Below are 16093 nucleotides of genomic sequence, written 5' to 3' on the forward strand. Positions count from 1 at the left end.
ATGGCGAACCTTCGCAAAGCGGCCCGAGGTCGCGAATGTACAGTGCGGATCCCTGGTTACTGCAACGGCAACCCGGAAACCAGCGTGTTGGCGCATTACCGCCTGGCGGGTACGTGCGGCACAGGATGCAAGCCTGACGATACTCAGGCGGCGATCGCCTGCAACGGGTGCCATGACGTAATCGACGGCAGAACTAAAACCACCGATTTCACCTACGACGAATTGCGCCTGATGCACGCGGAGGGGGTAATGCGCACCCTGGAAATCTGGCGGAAAGAGGGACTCATTAAATCATGAAAATCTACGATATCACGCCCATCGGCAAACCCAGGATGACCAGAGCTGATAACTGGAAGCAGCGTCCGGCGGTAATGCGCTACCGGGCATTCTGCGATGAGGTCCGTCTGAAGAACGTTGCTATGCCGGAGCAGGGCGGACACATAACCTTCGTGGTTCCCATGCCAAAGAGCTGGAGCCAGAAGAAGCGAGTAACGATGAACGGACAGGCACACCAGCAGAAACCAGACGCCGATAACATGATCAAAGCGCTGATGGATGCTCTGTTTACTGATGACGCACATATCTGGGACTTTCGTGTAACAAAAGTCTGGGGTGAATCCGGACAAATTTTAATTTCTGATATCGGAGAAGTGGCCGCATGAAACTGGAAGCATCGTTAAAGCATTTCAGCCCGCAGGGGATGCATATCAGCGACGACGTGAAAAGCACATCGCCGAATCGACTGACCGGAACAGATGTTATGGCGGCCATCGGTACCACCAGCAGTCGTGCGCGCTTCGGCCTTGCCGCTTTCCTCGGAAAGGCTGGTATCAGCAAAACGGACGAACAGCTTGCAATTCAGGCGCTGGCGCAGTTTGCCATCAAAAACGCTCCTAAAAATGTCCGCAAAGCCGCTGGTGACAAGCTCGGCGCCTGCATGTTGACGCTGGCGCAATTTGCCTTTGCGGAATACTCACGTTCGGCGGCCACCAGAGCAACGTGTCAAAGCTGCAGCGGTACCGGCTTTATTTCCCGCCATGAAGATGTAATTAAGCACCCCGGTATTTTCGATGCTGACGGTGTCGAAGTGAAGGCCCCAAAGATTAGAAATGAACTGGTGAAAAGGGTCTGTGGAGTCTGCGGAGGAAAGAAAGTGATCCATGCGCGATGCAGGTGTAGTGGTAAAGGGGAGGTCTTAGATCGCAAAGCGACCAAAGAACTTGGCGCACCGGTTTTCAAAACATGTGAACGCTGCTCTGGTAATGGCTTCTCTGTTGTACCCTCTGCGACGGTACACCGCGCCATTCTGAAGCGTCTCCCGGAACTCCATCAGTCTTCGTGGTCACGCAACTGGAAGCCGTTCTATGAAGGGCTGGTGGATATGCTTCACAAAGGAGAGAGACAGGCAGCGGCTGAATTTGAGAAGGCGACCATTTATTGATGTGATCGAAACAGATGGCGGCAAATTTTTGCACGATAGAGTTGACTTTGCATAAAATTGTCCTGTATTCTTCTAATCATGGATACGTACATCCAAATGAAACTGATTCTGAACCCTGCCAACCGGCGGGGTTTTGCTTTTCTGGGGGAAGCGATGCAGCAGCCATATTTTTTTAATCCGGGCATGACCACTCAACAGCTTGAAGACTGGCTTGGGCAACAGAAAATCTATCTTGCCCACTTCAACCGTCTGATAGCAGAAAAAGCCGCTCTTGAGGAGCGGCTGAGTCAGATCTCTGCGGAGATTGGGCGAGTCGCTACTGGTAGCTTTGAAGGAATACTGAGTTTTCCCTGGGATCCCAGTCCTCTTGTGGAAAATCCTCAACAGGATAGTGGCCAGTCGGCAGATTGAGTGACGCCAGGACAGCGGCAGCATCTTCTGACATATAACTGGGCTTTAGTTGACTGGCAATGATAAAGAGACAGTCGTTTAGCGAGAGTCTTCTAATCTCTTCAGGTTTCCACTTGGTCATTTCGAAGATAAGGTGATGAAGAGCCTTATCGTTATCAAGATAATAATAATCCGATGAAAAATGTTTCCTGTACTCATCGAGAATACATTCAAGAGTGAATATTTGTCCTATTCGATACCAAACCTGCCTGGCTCTGTAACTGTGTGAGTCTGCCAGTAATGTTTGGGGGAAGTTGTTATTTTGACAAACCCGGGACTTGATTACCTGTAAAAGGTCTGAGTACTTACTCATATTTTCACCAGTTGATGTTTTAATCATTTGCGAATCAATTTTATCAAAGAGAAAAACAAGCCGCTACACGCTGATAACATCAGGCTGGGCGGTTATGGTGAGCCGATACCTCAGACAAGCAGAGTATGTGTAAGTTCACACAGATATTGCAAATACCTCAGGGTTAATAAGGGGGGTTACCTGATGTTGATGCAACATGTCGGAGTAGGCTATTTTGGGTATTACCGAGCAACTGCTTATGCGATGAAACACTCCCTTATGCCTGAGATTGCGAAGTTAAGAATGAAAGCCCTGAACTTCTGGGATCAGCATGGTATCCGTGCCGCAGCTGATGCATTTGGCGTATCAACACGAACGCTCTACTGGTGGCGCCAGTTGCTTCGCACCGGTGGTCCTCAAGCGCTTATTCCAAGAAGCAAAGCCCCGCTGATTCGCCGTTCAAGGCACTGGCACCCTGATGTGCTCAAGGAAATCAGGCGCCTGAGAACTGAACTACCCAATCTCGGCAAAGAGCAGATTTTTGTCAGGCTGAAGGCATGGTGTGAACTGCGGCATTTTACCTGTCCCAGCACGTCAACCATTGGAAGGATCATTGCCGGAGCTCACGATAAAATGCGGATGGTCCCCGTACGCCTAAGTGCCAGAGGCAAAGTCAGGTTGATAAAAAAACGCTCAGTGAAGCCCAGAAGGCCGAAACAGTACCGCCCGGTAAAAACAGGCGAACTCATAGGGATGGACGCGATTGAACTCAGAATGGGGGATCTGCGCCGCTATATCATTACCATGATCGACGAGCACAGCGACTACGCGCTCGCCCTGGCAGTTCCTTCACTCAACAGCGATATCACCAGCCATTTCTTCAGCAAGGCCACAAAGCTCTTTCCTGTTGCTATCAAACAGGTTGTCACTGACAACGGTAAGGAATTCCTTGGAAACTTTGATAAAACGTTGCAGGAAGCCTCGATTAAACACATCTGGACCTATCCGTACACACCGAAAATGAATGCGACCTGTGAGCGATTTAACCGGACACTTAGAGAACAATTTATTGAATTCAATGAATTGTTGCTTTTTGAAGACCTGAATTTGTTTAATCAAAGAATGGCTGAATATCTGGTGCTGTATAACAGCAAAAGGCCACATAAATCACTCGAACTAATGACGCCAGTAGACTATATTTTACGTGAGAGTAAAAATTGCAATATGTGGTGGACCCATACAGAGTATTGAAACCAGAAAGACTGAATGTTAAATTTCTGGTGTGGTGAATCCCCCTATGCGGAGGGGCATTGCCAGTCTGATATGTTTTTTTGCGCATTGCGAGTCGTCTGTGGACTGGCGGCGACTTACCGGGAGGCACCCGGCACCACACCTAATAAAAAATGATGATAGCTGTAAGGCCCACTTCGGTGGGCTTTTTCTTTGGGCAAAAAAAAAGCCCGCATGGTTTCATGCAGGCAAGGCAGTTACATTTAGATTTTGTCCCGGTATATGTTTTTTTGTCCGGAAGTCGAAAGATACTGTCTCGAATACATTTTGTAAATAACGGATTCAAATCACAAGGCCATGCATTTACATGGCTTTTTTATTATCAGGTCCCGCAGGAATCATCATCGACACGCTTCGTTGTTAAATCCAGCCTGACGGGCCTGACCCTTTTCAAACACACAGCTTCCCGATCTTCCATCGGAGGCGGTAACTATGGCTAAACGTATGCAAGACAAAGAGAGCATTGCCGGGATGTCCTGGCTGGTTCTGCTGATCATTGCTTGCTGGGGTGGACTTGTCCGCTACCTGATAGATGTGAAGCAGAGCAAGGCAACATGGAGCTTGATCAATGCTCTTGCCCAAATGGTGGTTTCAGGGTTTACCGGCGTTATTGCTGGCCTGGTGAGTATTGAAAGCGGACTGAGCATTTACATGATACTGGCAACCGCGGGGATAAGCGGCGCGATGGGCTCCGTAGCGTTGACCTATTTCTGGGAGCGCCTGACGGGGATTAAAGATGCAAATCAGTAATAACGGTATCGCGCTGATTAAGCGATTTGAGGGTTGCAGACTGACCGCATATCCCGATCCGGGCACCGGTGGTGATCCCTGGACGATTGGCTACGGCTGGACGGGAAAAGTAGACGGCAAGCCTATCAGGCCGGGGATGAAGATTGACGACGCAACTGCGGATCGCCTGCTGCGCACTGGGGTGGTGAGCTTTGACCAGGCGGTAAGCAAAATGCTCAAAGTATCCGTTACCCAGAATCAGTATGACGCGCTTGTGTCGCTGGCCTACAACATCGGTACGCGAGCGTTATCTACATCAACGCTGATGAAGAAGCTGAATGCAGGTGATGTTAATGGTGCCGCTGACGCATTCCTGAGCTGGAACCGTTCAGGCGGCAAGGTAATGGCGGGCCTCACCAATCGTCGCAAGGCAGAGCGGGAAGTCTTTTTATCGTGAATACGGGGAACCTATGAACTATCTCATTAATCGGCTGAAAGAGCCGTCAACCTGGCGCGGCATCATCCTGGTCATTGCTGGCGTATTTGGTTATCAGATGCCTCCGGGCATTCAAGAAACGGTCATCGCTGGCGGCGTAGCGCTGGCTGGCGTTGTTGGCGCTGTGATGCCGGACAGCGTTAAGAAGTAAGCAGGCTAGCAACCGGCAGGGCTACATAAACCCGCTTTCCTTCAGTTTCTTAACCAATAAGTAATTGGTGATTACTCCAAGAGAAACCCCAACAATCCACGGCACAGCTGAATCAAGCATTAGTGAGTTGTTCACGTTAATGCTGCCGGTGATGCAGGCATAGGTATTTGTAAAAGCAAACCATGTAAAAAGTATCTGTTTCATTTGGTTATCTCCATGCTTTCCATTCCAACAATATCCACCTACGAGCTGGTAAAAGCAAATTGGCGCACAACAAAGCGGTGCAGGCCAATTGCCCGTAACGGAGTATCCATGAAAAAAAGAAAACTCGTAATTGAAATTGATGACAGCGCCATTGATTCAGTCATCGAAAAGGTGCGCCTGCTGAAAGATGAATTGAGCAGTCTGGGACTGCCTGTAAACATGGCAGGCGCAGCGGCAGCGTCACTTCAGCCAGAAGACGAAAGGGACGCGCAAGACCTCTGGGGCTGGTATATCAGCGAGTTAGATTCCAGCATTACTCGGGCTCATTCAGAGCTGACAGAACTTTTGAATATGCGTCGCCGCGCGACTTCCTCCGTTTAGGCGATGCCGCTGGTTTCATGTTGTTTGTTTCTGAAACTACTTTAGTGAAGTTTGACCGAAATTTACTGGCGCTATCCAATGGCAACTCACTGAGAATGCAGGATAAAGCGATAGCTAAAACCTCATTTTCCCCTTTGAGTGATTCCAGTTCATCAATAATCTTCTCAAATGTTTTTTTGACATCAATCGACATTAAAAGCTCCTTTCTTTGCTGTGTGGAAACTCAAAGATAAGCGAGCGTTACTTTTTGCAACATCCTGATATTCGATCAGTGCCGCCACCGTGCGGCATTTTTATTACCAGCAGCAAGAGAAGAAGCATGTTAACAGTAAAAGTGATGTCACCAGATGGTGGCGAAGAAATCCATTGCGGCCTGAGCGTCGGTTTCAACCCCAATCAGCAGAGTATCGCAGTGTCGGGAATGGACCAGAACGTTTTCCTGAAACGGGGAGAAGTGGCGTACGTGATGAACGCAAACGGGAAGACCATTTCCCGTTACGAACACAGGGCGCAGCAGCAGACATTATAGAAGCCCTTCAGCGGATGAAGGGCTTCGCCGTCTACCATTAATAGGTGTTCTCATCTAGAGGCGAAGGCTGTAACTTGATAATGTTGATTATCATTCACGATACTGGTGGGTTATGAAAAAGGGACTTCTCGGCACGATTCTTCTGTGTGGTTTGCTTCTTGGGTGTTCCAGCTCCGCTAAAAACCCTCAACCAAAGCTGCTATATTCGCCGCATCCTGCATATCCGTATTACGCACTGGCTAACAGGATTGAAGGAGGTGTGGCGGTTAGATATAACGTAGGTGTTGATGGCAAGATATCAAAGCTTTGGATCCTAAAATCAGAACCTCAGCACCTATTCGACTCTGCCGTTATTGCGGCAATGGCCCAATGGCGTTATGAATCCAATAAACCGACTCAAGGCTTAACAAAAACAATATATTTCAAACTTCAGGCTCCGTCCGATTAAACCAGATAGCAGAACGTTGAGACCGTCTTCATTCATGCTTCATTTATTCCCATCGCTAAGGTCACCTCTGGGTGGCTTTTTTATGGCTTTAACATTGGTGGTGTTGCAGTCAAAGCCTGAGGACCTTTCCTGCCAGTTGAAGCTGTTGCGCTAGTGTGCCATTCAGTGTTTACGTCAGCTGCGGTTGGAGAAAGCCAGTTGGCTGGCTTATGCAGGACAGATTATTTTCTTGTTGAATGCTGCTTCTGGTGTGCTTATATTCTACCTAAAAATTGGTAGGTGTGTTGTGATTAGAAAATGCTATGCAAGAATGTCTGATCCAGCATCGAATGACAAGCTGACACTGGAAATGCTTGTATCTGACGGTGGGTTTAAGATTTTTATCTGGGATTTTGATAAAGGGGTAGCAATTTTCTCTGAGGGTATAACAGATAAGCAGTCTAAATACATAGTGCAAGGTGAAAAGCATGCAGGGCATATCAATCTTATCAGAGATAACACGGTTGAGCGCACTATTTATGGGGTTAAGGAGTTCACCTATGGAAATGGTGATTCCGGTAAATCCTCTCCTGTGTTTTGCTCATTGTGCGAGGGGCAGATACTCATAATCGAATGCCAAAAGGCTTTTATAAGAAAACCATTAAGGCTTGATGAACTCACCTTTGAATAGAACTACCTACGATACATTCCTCATATGATCGAAGGATATAACATCTCTCAGGTATCCTGCTTCTGGATGCCGGGAACGTGTACCGCTGGTGGGCTGGATTCTTGGAGCGTTTGCCCAGCAGTTTCAGGTGATAAAAAACCCCGTGGAGTAAATCCGACAAATTGACGGGGCGCTGCAGAGGCAGCCAATGTCGGAGTTTAGTCAGATTTCGAGGTGTTTTTCTACTGGTTTTGAGAAAAAATGGATGGTCTGACACTACAGGAAGTGGCTCATCCCTGAGCTCACGGGTAGAACAGTAGACTTTGTCATGGCAGAGCAAAGTCATAAGTAAGTGTAGAATGTGTTTCTGATTTAACAAGCTTAGTGAGTGTATGCTTCATGGATTGTACGTCTGTAACTTTCATAATATTTCTACCATTTCAAAATTAAGATATTAGGTAAAACCTTAGGGAATTTAGAGGGTAAGAGAAGCTGTGAACAAAAAAATCTCCTCGCGAAGCAATGTTTTTCACTTTAACGAAATATATTGTTTGCAATGTGGGTTTTTTAGTTCATCATACATGCTACATTGAGTTCTTATAAAATGAGCTGCTAATTATGACTGAGTGCAAACTTCCACAACTTCCAGAGTATTATCGATATGGTACTGAACAAATTAACAAGTTGCCTGGGAGTGGGGATGTTTTTCCTCCTGCAGGTAGTATAATAAAGTCAGTAAGTTTAAATGAAGGTGTATTTGTTTGTGTTCCGGTGCAGCGTTATATACACGGGTTGAATATTTGGGTTGTAGTTGAATCTTCTTGGTAATGATTTTTGTTTGGTAAGAGTGATTTTTCGTTAGTTTGGTGGTTTCTATTTATTATAAATTCGCTGTTGGAATTTAAAATTGGCATCATTGCAATGCTTTCAAACACCGTAGAAGGATTATGATGCTAGTGCAAAATAATATTTATAATAATTCGGAGTCATATGCTATTCTTTTGTTTAGTATGTGGCCTGTCCTTATTGTACTTCTTGTCGTGATATCTTGCGCCTTTTACGGTGTATTGATGCATAAAACTGCAATTTGTTGTTTTCTGTCAGCCATGTTCCTTGGTGTCGCAGGCTGGTTTTATGGATGATCACCAATAGCTCTAATATGAGTCGTTTTTTAGTATAAAGTCAGGGTGTCATTACTTTACCTGGCTTGTAGCGTTGGTTCCCTAAAGTTTGACGATAAAAGGCCCTGTTAATACAGGGCCTTTCTGTATGTATTATTTATCAAAGAGGTAAGACATGTCAGAGATCACCGCATCCGAGCAAATCCGCCTGGATATCATCAAGAAAGTGAATTACGACACTGCAGCGGCCAAGCTGGCCATTGACTGGGTAGGCGACAGCTTTCTGAAATCTGAGCTTTTCGCAGACTCCTTTGATCGTGTTTTCACGGAAAGCGAGATTGTGTCGAAGACCCGTAAAGCGATTCAGGAAGCGACCGAAGCGCTGGCGCTGTTTGATACCGGCGCTGAGCAGGTCAGCTAAGGTATTACAGCAGGCATTCATAGAGTGCCTGCGATAATGCCCATCAGACAAATCGTCTGAGCTGACAGTTCAATCAATCACCAATTTCCAGTTATACGGGGTAACTGACATCATTGTCTGTTTATCCCGGTGAATTTTGAAATACTCACTACTCTCATAACGTCTCTGCCTGCCAACACCAGAACGGCAGAGGTCAGTTAGCCGTATAGATGAACCTCTCCCGGGTGGCTCCTGAGAGATTCTTTATACGCTAGCTGGTAGTAACTAAAGGCCGCATATTTTTGCGGCCTTTTTCATCATTTTTGTAAAATGAAAGCCCTCAGGCGATTAACGATGCTCAGGACCATGGAAGTGAACTCCACCATGTCCGCCTCCATGGGGACCAGGGGGAAGGATACATCCTGAAAGTGACAGCGCACCACAGATCACAAAAACAGCAAGCATAATTCTTTTCATAATAACTCCTGAACTAAAGAGCCTTAATTCCAAAACATAAAAGTGAATATTTTATGGAGAATCAGTAATTCCTTTTTCTCCCTCACGTTAAATAGGAATAATCCATGGCAAAACCGGACTGGGGCGAGCTTCAGCAACGGTTCCTGTCCGATCATGCCGCAACCGGCGTATCACCGAAGGATTGGTGTGAAGCGCAGGGACTGAATTACGCTACCGCCCGCCGATACATCAAGAAACCCACTGCGCAAACTGCGCAAAAACCTGCGCAGAAGAAACTGCGCACTGCGCAGAAGAAACTGCGCACTGCGCAGAAGGAAAAGTGCGCAGAAGAGTTGGTGGATGATGATGGCCTCACCGATCAACAACGTTTATTTGTCGCGGAATACCTGAAAGATAGCAATGCCACACAGGCCGCCATTCGCGCCGGGTATAGCAAGAAGACTGCTGAACAAATTGGCTATCAGCTGCTTCAGAAAACTTCAGTTGCGCAGGCCATTGCGCAGCAGCAGAAAGCATCCATTGTTCGCACGCTCGGCAGCGCCGATGAAGTGCTTGAGCAAATGTGGAGCCTGGCAACGTACGACGCCAACCAGCTATCGCAGTATCGTCGCGGGAGCTGCCGTTACTGCTGGGGCTTTGGTCATCAGTATCAATGGCGTGATGCCGTGGAGTACGAAGAGAAGCGGCTCGAAGCGCTTGAGCGAAAACGTCGCGAGCCCGTCGATGTTGGTGGCTACGGTTACGACCATAACAGCGCGCCTAACCCGGAATGCCCTCGCTGCAATGGCGATGGCATAGGTCAGACTTTCTTCGCCGATACACGCAAGCTGGCGCCGGATGCTGCACTTGCCTTTTCTGGCGTTAAGCTCGGAAAAAACGGTGTGGAGATAACCGCTATCAGCCGGGAGCGGATGTACGAGGCGGTGATGAAACGTCTCGGCCTGGCTGAAAGCGAGTTCGCCCGGCGTCTGCAGCTGATTGAAATTGAGCGCCGGCAGCTGGAGGTCGAAAAATTACGCAAAGAGCTGGCTGCTGATCCGGAGGATGACGAACCAACGCCAGTTGCAATCAATATCAACGTAGTCGATGCACGAGTGAGGGAAGAGGATGGCGATAGCACCGACGCTTAACATCCCTCAGGCCAAATTCCTTGCGATGCAGTACAAATTTAAGGCCTATGTCGCCGGCTTCGGTTCCGGTAAGACGTGGGTCGGTTGTGGTGGTATCTGCAAAGGGATGTGGGAACACCCCAAAATCAACCAGGGTTACTTTGCGCCAACGTATCCGCAGATCCGTGACATCTTTTATCCCACTGTTGAGGAGGTGGCCCACGACTGGGGGCTGAATGTCAAAATCAACGAGGGAAACAAAGAGGTTCACTTCTACGCCGGGCGCCAGTACCGAGGAACGACGATCTGCCGCTCAATGGAGAAACCGCAAACCATCGTTGGTTTTAAAATCGGTAATGCGCTGATTGATGAGCTCGACGTAATGCCCGCCAAAAAGGCGCAGTTAGCCTGGCGAAAAATCATTGCCCGTATGCGTTACAACGTGGACGGTCTTCGTAACGGGATCGACGTCACCACGACGCCGGAAGGGTTTAAATTCGTTTATCAGCAGTTCGCAAAGGCTGTACGCGATAAGCCTTCGCTCTCAACGCTGTACGGCCTGGTGCAGGCCTCGACGTTCGACAACGAAAAGAATCTGCCGCCGGACTATATCCCGTCGCTGATGGAGTCATACCCGCCGGAGCTGATCAAGGCTTATCTCCGTGGCCAGTTCACCAACCTTACCAGCGGGACGATTTACCATCAGTTTGACCGTAAGCTGAATAACTGCCGGGAAGAAGAGCAACCCGGTGAGCCCCTGTATATCGGTATGGATTTCAACGTCGGGAAGATGGCCGGAATTGTTCATGTGCTGCGTTTTGGGCTTCCCTGTGCAGTTACTGAAATCATAAAGGCTTACGACACCCCGGACATGATTCGCATCATCAAAGAGCGGTTCTGGCTATATGACGGCCATGACTACCGAAAGGTGCGTGAAATCTATATCTACCCGGACGCTTCCGGCGATTCCCGCAAATCCAGCAATGCCAGCGCCACGGATATCGCTCAGCTTAAGCAGGCCGGCTTCAATGTGGTTGTTAATGCATCAAACCCGCCAGTGAAAGACCGCATCAACGCGATGAATGCCATGTTCTGCAATGGTAACGGTGAACGTCGCTACAAAGTGAATGTAAAGCGGTGCCCGGTGTACACAGAATCGCTTGAGCAACAGGTTTGGGGCGAAAACGGTGAGCCGGATAAAACGGCGGATAACGATCACCCTAACGATGCCGGTGGGTATTTCATTGTGAAGCAATTCCCGATCATCAAACCGACTGGAAAAGTCACCCAACTGCGGATGTAAAACCATGCCTGATATTTCAACTCCCAACCTCGACTATAACGACATGGTTGAGGCATGGGATATTAATGATGCGCTGATGGGCGGCACGCTGGAAATGCGCCGGCAGGGCAAGAAGTATCTCCCGAAATGGCCGAACGAAGATCCTGAAAGTTATAAGGAGCGTTTGGCTTCGGCAACGTTACTCCCTGCCTATGAAGAGGCCATTAAACAAAACATCGGGCGAGTGTTTGCTGAGCCGACGGTATTGAGTGAGGATTCTCCTGAACAAATACGGGAGCTGTCGCCGGATATTGATATGGAAGGAAACCGGCTCGATGTCTGGGCGCAGCAATTTTTCAGCATCGGATTCCAGTATGGCCTGGTACATGCGCTGGTGGATTTCCCGAAAATTGACCGGGAGGCAGTAAAAACTAAAGCCGACGAAAAAGCCGCGGGATCCCGCCCGTATGCCACGATGTTAAATCCTCGCCAGGTCATCGGCTGGAAATCGAAAGTGGTTAAAGGGAAAGTGATGCTGACCGATCTGCGTATCAGAGAGGTCATCATTATTGATGGCGACGATTACGGGCAAACGAAAGTTGAGCAAATACGCCATATCATGCCGGGCAAGGTTGAAATTTATCGCCGAAATAAAGGTGATAACGGCGAAAGCCAGTGGCAGATTCACGACGAGTGGGAAACCAGTCGCGATGATATTCCCCTGGTGACGCTTTACACGAAACGCACAGGCTTTATGCGCGGTTCACCGCCACTGCTTAATCTCGCCTTACTGAATATCAAGCACTGGCAGAGTCAGAGTGAACAGGACAACATTCTTCATGTCGCTCGCGTGCCGTTGCTGGTGGCTTACGGTCTGGCTGATGGCGAAACGTTGACGATAGGTTCTTCCTCTGCGACTCGTTTCGATGACCGACAGCGGCAGGGACTGGAATATGTCGAGCATACCGGGGCTGCGATTGAAGCCGGTAAGATTTCCCTTAAGGATCTGGAAAACCAGATGCGTCAGGCCGGCGCAAAACTGCTACGCGCGGAAAACACATCGACTAAATCCTTAGACCAGACTCACGAAGAGCGGATGCAGGAGAATTCACCTCTCTACACCATGGCAAGCTCGCTTGAGGATGCGCTCGATAATATCCTGCAGATTATGGCGGAATGGCTGGGCGAGAAAGAAGGCGGCAATGTCGATGTACGCACCGAACTGGATGTTTCAGCCCAGACGTTTGATGCCGCAGCTGCAACAGCTGTTCAGTCGCTCCGTCAGGGTGGTGATATACGTCAGGTCGATGCTGTTCGAGTTTTGCAGGCCCTCAAATTTATCGATCCGGACGCGAAGCCCGAAGAGGTTATCGACGAGTTGCGGAATCAGCAGGTCACGCTGGCCGGCGGACTGAGTAACCCGGGTGGTGCAAATGGCAACGGCGAATGACAAGCTTCAGGATGAATCGATAGCGCATGCGATATGGATAGCGCGGTACAGCACCAGCGTTGCAAACAGGATGATAAAAATCCTGAATGACAGCGATGCGGAACTGACAGCCAGATTGCTGGTAGCGATGGATAGCCTGGATGCTGACAGCTTTACCGTGTCGCGACTGGAAGCGCTGCTCGTTAGTGTCAGAGCTCTCAATCGCGAGGCTGTGCAGTCAATGTACGCGGGGCTATCTGATGAGCTGCAGCAACTCGCTCAGCACGAAGCAGGCTTTCAGCTGAGCCTGTTCCAGTTTGCGATCCCCGATGATGTGCTATCGCTTCAACCGCTGGTGGGCATTTCACCGGATGCCGTTTACGCAACTGCGATGGCACAGCCGTTTCAGGGGCGCCTGCTTTCGGAGTGGGCAGATAACCTTGAAGCTGACAGGATGGCAAGAATTTCCAATACAGTGCGGCAGGGTTTTCTCCTGGGCGATACGCATGAGCAAATCGCCAGAAAGGTCCGGGGTCATGCTAACCGTGGCTATCAGGATGGCGCGCTGCAGATGAGCCGAACCAATGCCGGCAGTATTGCAAAAACGGCTGTGGGGCATCTTGCTTCTACGGCCAGGAAAAGCTTTGCAGATGCGAACGATGACATTTTGAAGGGTAAGCAGTGGTTATCCACTTTGGATAACCGTACATCAAAAGACTGTCGGATTCGCGACCGCCTCAAGTACACACTGGATAACAAGCCGATCGGCCATAAGGTGCCGTATCTGCAGGGACCCGGGAAAATCCATTTCTGCTGTCGCAGCGTCGAAACCTACATCCTGAAATCGGCTGATGAGCTGGGTATTGCTGTTGGGCAAATATCAGATAGCTCACGTGCCAGCATGGACGGGCAGGTGCCTTCGGATACCGATTATCAGGGCTGGTTCTCGCGCCAGTCGTTCACGCGACAGTCCCAGATCGTTGGCGTAACCCGGGCCCGGCTGATTCGTGACGGCGGCATGTCGCCCGATGATTTCTACAACGACAAGGGCGAATGGCTGACTCTGGAGCAACTTCGTAACCTGGATGCTCAGGCGTTCAGCAACGCCAGACTTTAAAGCTTTTTAAGTCTTCAATCAGGCTGCCTCCGGGCGGCCTTTTTTATTGCCGTGATCCGGATGGTGAGCGGTGCAACGGTCGGATGACCCCGAAAAGGTAACCACATGAAACTGAAAACAATCGAAGTTAACGGCAAAAGCTATGCAGAAGTCGATTCCAGCGGTTTACCCGTCTACGTCCACGATGACGGCCAGGAAGTTGGTTTTGATGCTGTGCAGGCCGTTGGGAAAATCTCATCTCTGAATGGCGAGGCAAAATCTCATCGTGAAGCCAAAGAAGCCGCTGAAGCCGGTCTGGCTAAGTTTGCCAAAATCGGCGATCCGGCAAAGGCGCTCGAAGCGCTGGAGATGATGACTAAAATCGACCAGAAAAAACTGATCGACGCAGGCGCCGTTGATCAGGTTAAAGCGGATATCACCAAATCATTCCAGGCCCAGCTTGATGAAGCTACTCAGCGTGCGACGACCCTTGAAGGCCAGCTTTATCAGGAAATGATCGGCGGCCGGTTCTCTGGCTCGAAATTCATCGCAGATAAAGTAGCAATTCCGGCAGATATGCTTCAGGCGCGGTTCGGTCAGTCCTTCAAAGTCGAGGACGGCAAAGTCGTTGCCTATGATGGCTCTGGCAACAAAATTTATTCCCGCTCTAAACCGGGCGAACTGGCGGCCTTTGATGAGGCGCTGGAGTTCCTGGTGGAGCAGTACCCACAGAAAGACCACATCCTGAAGGCCAGCGGCAACCAGGGAGGCGGCTCACGGCAGTCTCAGCATTCACTCGGGCAGAAAACGATGAAACGCGATGCGTTTACCAGTTTGAGCCCGACAGATCAGCAATCAACTCTCAAAGACGGTATCACCATCGTCGATTAATTCTTTGCCAGCCGCCGGATGGCTGCTGGTGCCGGAGCTGGATAGCTCAACCAACCCTATATTTTAATCTCCAAGGAATCTATACACATGGCTAATACGCTTACCGGGTTGATCCCGACTATCTTCACGGCTCTGGATACCGTATCTCGCGAACAGGTCGGTTTTATCCCGGCTGTATCGCGTAATGCTAAAGCTGATGCGGCGGCGAAGGACCAGACTGTTACTGCGCCGGTTGCGCCACCGGCAACCACTGTTGATATTACCCCGGGGGCTACTGCGCCAAATGACGGCGACCAGACGATCGGCACCGTTGATGTCAAAATCACCAAATCCAAAATGGCCCCGGTCAAATGGAACGGTGAGGAACAACTGGCGCTGGGGCCCGCAGGGACATACAACACCATTCTTGCTGATCAGTTTAAGCAGGCTTTTCGCGCGCTGGCTAATGAGATGGATGCAGATCTCGCGGCTCTGTATTTCGCATCCTCTCGTGCTGTTGGTACGGCCGGCACCGCTCCTTTCGGTATTGCAGGTGATTTGTCGGATGCGGCAAATGCGCGCCAGGTTCTCTCTGACAACGGTTCGCCGACAACTGATCTGCAGATGGTTCTCGGTTCTTCGGCTATCGCAAACCTCCGCGGTAAACAGTCTGTTCTGTTCAAAGTAAACGAGTCTGGTACTGATGCGCTTCTGCGCGAAGGTATCGTGGGGCGACTGGAAGGATTCAACATCCACGAATCCGCGCATGTTAAGAAACGCGCTGCATCTCCGGCTGCCGGATACCTGGTGAATGGAGCAAAAGCTGAAGGCGATATTCTGATTGCCATTGATACCGGCACAGGTGCTTTTGCAGCGGGCGACATCGTGACGTTTGACGGGGACAGCAATAAATACCTTGTTGCTGCTGCGACGGCTACAGCAATCACCCTGGCTGCTCCTGGCTTACGTCAGGCACTGGCCGACAACACCGCTATTACCGCTGGTGGCGCCTACACCGCAAACATGGCGTTTGATCGCAATGCATTCCTGCTTGCATCCCGAACCCCGGCAATGCCGCAGGGCGGCGATACTGCGGATGATGTGATGAACGTTACTGACCCCGTATCTGGCATCACTTACCAGGTAGCACTGTACCGCCAGTATCGCCAGGTGCGTTACGAAGTCGGTTTGTCCTGGGGCGTAGCGGCAGTTAAGTCGGCGCACTCAGCGTTGTTGCTGGGCTGATAAA

21 protein-coding genes are annotated in these 16093 nt (G+C 49.7%); 19 read left to right on the forward strand and 2 right to left on the reverse strand.

Translation table 11 applies throughout. The annotated features are described in order from the left end of the window. From A1WC_RS0125085 to A1WC_RS0125090, 4 genes are all read left to right on the forward strand, one after another. Entirely contained in the window at window positions 1-297 is a 297-nt protein-coding gene (locus tag A1WC_RS0125085) for a DUF1364 domain-containing protein (protein ID WP_004892208.1), read from the forward strand. After that, complete coding sequence (locus A1WC_RS15045) at window positions 294-662, forward strand: RusA family crossover junction endodeoxyribonuclease (protein WP_016160803.1); 369 nt, start codon at window positions 294-296, stop codon at window positions 660-662. Before A1WC_RS0125085 ends, A1WC_RS15045 begins: the two co-directional genes overlap by 4 nt. Continuing rightward, complete coding sequence (locus A1WC_RS15040) at window positions 659-1441, forward strand: antitermination protein (RefSeq protein ID WP_016160804.1); 783 nt, start codon at window positions 659-661, stop codon at window positions 1439-1441. Before A1WC_RS15045 ends, A1WC_RS15040 begins: the two co-directional genes overlap by 4 nt. A gap of 153 nt (window positions 1442-1594) precedes the next feature. Then, window positions 1595-1852, forward strand: a complete 258-nt coding sequence (locus A1WC_RS0125090; RefSeq protein WP_031281242.1) for a hypothetical protein — start codon at window positions 1595-1597, stop codon at window positions 1850-1852. Here the strand turns inward: A1WC_RS0125090 and A1WC_RS26110 are convergent. Next, complete coding sequence (locus A1WC_RS26110; protein ID WP_223372401.1) at window positions 1758-2231, reverse strand: ECs1072 family phage-associated protein; 474 nt, start codon at window positions 2229-2231, stop codon at window positions 1758-1760. The genes A1WC_RS0125090 and A1WC_RS26110 overlap by 95 nt on opposite strands. 156 nt (window positions 2232-2387) lie before the next feature. On the opposite strand from A1WC_RS26110, the gene A1WC_RS15035 reads away from it, so the two are divergent. The 4 genes from A1WC_RS15035 to A1WC_RS27895 all read left to right on the forward strand — a co-directional run bounded on the left by A1WC_RS15035 (window position 2388) and on the right by A1WC_RS27895 (window position 4849). Then, window positions 2388-3434 (forward strand): IS481 family transposase, encoded by a 1047-nt coding sequence (locus tag A1WC_RS15035; RefSeq protein WP_016160806.1) that lies wholly within the window; start codon window positions 2388-2390, stop codon window positions 3432-3434. 483 nt (window positions 3435-3917) lie between these two features. Next, window positions 3918-4223 (forward strand): phage holin family protein, encoded by a 306-nt coding sequence (locus tag A1WC_RS15030; RefSeq protein WP_025987688.1) that lies wholly within the window; start codon window positions 3918-3920, stop codon window positions 4221-4223. Continuing rightward, window positions 4210-4659 carry a lysozyme gene (locus A1WC_RS15025; protein ID WP_016160808.1) on the forward strand — a complete coding sequence of 150 codons (450 nt, stop codon included), beginning with the start codon at window positions 4210-4212 and terminating at the stop codon, window positions 4657-4659. The genes A1WC_RS15030 and A1WC_RS15025 overlap by 14 nt, the downstream gene beginning before the upstream one ends. A gap of 13 nt (window positions 4660-4672) precedes the next feature. Beyond that, window positions 4673-4849 (forward strand): hypothetical protein, encoded by a 177-nt coding sequence (locus tag A1WC_RS27895; protein ID WP_012967894.1) that lies wholly within the window; start codon window positions 4673-4675, stop codon window positions 4847-4849. Between the two features lie 21 nt (window positions 4850-4870). Here the strand turns inward: A1WC_RS27895 and A1WC_RS15020 are convergent, their stop codons facing one another. Further along, the gene (locus tag A1WC_RS15020; RefSeq protein ID WP_016160809.1) at window positions 4871-5053 is read right to left on the reverse strand and encodes a hypothetical protein; all 183 of its coding nucleotides are present in this window, start codon (window positions 5051-5053) and stop codon (window positions 4871-4873) included. A gap of 108 nt (window positions 5054-5161) precedes the next feature. Between A1WC_RS15020 and A1WC_RS15015 the strand changes: the two genes are divergently transcribed. The 11 genes from A1WC_RS15015 (at window position 5162) to A1WC_RS14975 (ending at window position 16089) form a co-directional block, all read left to right on the forward strand. Next, window positions 5162-5434: a hypothetical protein gene (locus tag A1WC_RS15015; protein ID WP_016160810.1), complete on the forward strand. Its 273-nt coding sequence runs from the start codon at window positions 5162-5164 to the stop codon at window positions 5432-5434. 319 nt (window positions 5435-5753) lie between these two features. Continuing rightward, window positions 5754-5963, forward strand: a complete 210-nt coding sequence (locus tag A1WC_RS15010; protein ID WP_016160812.1) for a hypothetical protein — start codon at window positions 5754-5756, stop codon at window positions 5961-5963. A 112-nt stretch (window positions 5964-6075) separates the two neighbouring features. After that, window positions 6076-6411 carry a TonB family protein gene (locus A1WC_RS26120; RefSeq protein WP_071599410.1) on the forward strand — a complete coding sequence of 112 codons (336 nt, stop codon included), beginning with the start codon at window positions 6076-6078 and terminating at the stop codon, window positions 6409-6411. 184 nt (window positions 6412-6595) lie between these two features. Then, window positions 6596-7081, forward strand: a complete 486-nt coding sequence (locus A1WC_RS0125095) for a hypothetical protein (protein WP_228691821.1) — start codon at window positions 6596-6598, stop codon at window positions 7079-7081. Window positions 7082-8356: 1275 nt separating this feature from the next. Then, the gene (locus tag A1WC_RS15005; protein ID WP_016160813.1) at window positions 8357-8602 is read left to right on the forward strand and encodes a DUF2560 family protein; all 246 of its coding nucleotides are present in this window, start codon (window positions 8357-8359) and stop codon (window positions 8600-8602) included. Window positions 8603-9162: 560 nt separating this feature from the next. Continuing rightward, window positions 9163-10188: a terminase small subunit gene (locus A1WC_RS15000; RefSeq protein WP_016160814.1), complete on the forward strand. Its 1026-nt coding sequence runs from the start codon at window positions 9163-9165 to the stop codon at window positions 10186-10188. After that, window positions 10166-11470, forward strand: a complete 1305-nt coding sequence (locus A1WC_RS14995) for a terminase large subunit domain-containing protein (RefSeq protein WP_016160815.1) — start codon at window positions 10166-10168, stop codon at window positions 11468-11470. Before A1WC_RS15000 ends, A1WC_RS14995 begins: the two co-directional genes overlap by 23 nt. A gap of 4 nt (window positions 11471-11474) precedes the next feature. Then, the gene (locus A1WC_RS14990; protein WP_016160816.1) at window positions 11475-12899 is read left to right on the forward strand and encodes a DUF4055 domain-containing protein; all 1425 of its coding nucleotides are present in this window, start codon (window positions 11475-11477) and stop codon (window positions 12897-12899) included. Continuing rightward, complete coding sequence (locus tag A1WC_RS14985) at window positions 12883-13995, forward strand: phage minor head protein (RefSeq protein WP_016160817.1); 1113 nt, start codon at window positions 12883-12885, stop codon at window positions 13993-13995. Before A1WC_RS14990 ends, A1WC_RS14985 begins: the two co-directional genes overlap by 17 nt. Before the next feature lie 105 nt (window positions 13996-14100). Continuing rightward, window positions 14101-14865, forward strand: coding sequence for a DUF6651 domain-containing protein (locus A1WC_RS14980; RefSeq protein WP_016160818.1), 765 nt, complete (start codon window positions 14101-14103; stop codon window positions 14863-14865). Between the two features lie 87 nt (window positions 14866-14952). Beyond that, window positions 14953-16089: a P22 phage major capsid protein family protein gene (locus A1WC_RS14975; RefSeq protein ID WP_004184463.1), complete on the forward strand. Its 1137-nt coding sequence runs from the start codon at window positions 14953-14955 to the stop codon at window positions 16087-16089. The last annotated feature ends 4 nt before the right edge of the window (window positions 16090-16093 follow it).

The organism is Klebsiella sp. KTE92, assembly GCF_000398905.1.
GTDB lineage: Bacteria > Pseudomonadota > Gammaproteobacteria > Enterobacterales > Enterobacteriaceae > Klebsiella > Klebsiella variicola.

Bases quoted from the DNA above. Each gene is read 5' to 3' on its own strand.
- A1WC_RS0125085 (WP_004892208.1), top strand. From the start codon at position 1: ATGGCGAACCTTCGCAAAGCGGCCCGAGGTCGCGAATGTACAGTGCGG.
- A1WC_RS15045 (WP_016160803.1), top strand. From the start codon at position 294: ATGAAAATCTACGATATCACGCCCATCGGCAAACCCAGGATGACCAGA.
- A1WC_RS15040 (WP_016160804.1), top strand. From the start codon at position 659: ATGAAACTGGAAGCATCGTTAAAGCATTTCAGCCCGCAGGGGATGCAT.
- A1WC_RS0125090 (WP_031281242.1), top strand. From the start codon at position 1,595: ATGCAGCAGCCATATTTTTTTAATCCGGGCATGACCACTCAACAGCTT.
- A1WC_RS26110 (WP_223372401.1), bottom strand. From the start codon at position 2,231: ATGATTAAAACATCAACTGGTGAAAATATGAGTAAGTACTCAGACCTT.
- A1WC_RS15035 (WP_016160806.1), top strand. From the start codon at position 2,388: ATGTTGATGCAACATGTCGGAGTAGGCTATTTTGGGTATTACCGAGCA.
- A1WC_RS15030 (WP_025987688.1), top strand. From the start codon at position 3,918: ATGCAAGACAAAGAGAGCATTGCCGGGATGTCCTGGCTGGTTCTGCTG.
- A1WC_RS15025 (WP_016160808.1), top strand. From the start codon at position 4,210: ATGCAAATCAGTAATAACGGTATCGCGCTGATTAAGCGATTTGAGGGT.
- A1WC_RS27895 (WP_012967894.1), top strand. From the start codon at position 4,673: ATGAACTATCTCATTAATCGGCTGAAAGAGCCGTCAACCTGGCGCGGC.
- A1WC_RS15020 (WP_016160809.1), bottom strand. From the start codon at position 5,053: ATGAAACAGATACTTTTTACATGGTTTGCTTTTACAAATACCTATGCC.
- A1WC_RS15015 (WP_016160810.1), top strand. From the start codon at position 5,162: ATGAAAAAAAGAAAACTCGTAATTGAAATTGATGACAGCGCCATTGAT.
- A1WC_RS15010 (WP_016160812.1), top strand. From the start codon at position 5,754: ATGTTAACAGTAAAAGTGATGTCACCAGATGGTGGCGAAGAAATCCAT.
- A1WC_RS26120 (WP_071599410.1), top strand. From the start codon at position 6,076: ATGAAAAAGGGACTTCTCGGCACGATTCTTCTGTGTGGTTTGCTTCTT.
- A1WC_RS15005 (WP_016160813.1), top strand. From the start codon at position 8,357: ATGTCAGAGATCACCGCATCCGAGCAAATCCGCCTGGATATCATCAAG.
- A1WC_RS15000 (WP_016160814.1), top strand. From the start codon at position 9,163: ATGGCAAAACCGGACTGGGGCGAGCTTCAGCAACGGTTCCTGTCCGAT.
- A1WC_RS14995 (WP_016160815.1), top strand. From the start codon at position 10,166: ATGGCGATAGCACCGACGCTTAACATCCCTCAGGCCAAATTCCTTGCG.
- A1WC_RS14990 (WP_016160816.1), top strand. From the start codon at position 11,475: ATGCCTGATATTTCAACTCCCAACCTCGACTATAACGACATGGTTGAG.
- A1WC_RS14985 (WP_016160817.1), top strand. From the start codon at position 12,883: ATGGCAACGGCGAATGACAAGCTTCAGGATGAATCGATAGCGCATGCG.
- A1WC_RS14980 (WP_016160818.1), top strand. From the start codon at position 14,101: ATGAAACTGAAAACAATCGAAGTTAACGGCAAAAGCTATGCAGAAGTC.
- A1WC_RS14975 (WP_004184463.1), top strand. From the start codon at position 14,953: ATGGCTAATACGCTTACCGGGTTGATCCCGACTATCTTCACGGCTCTG.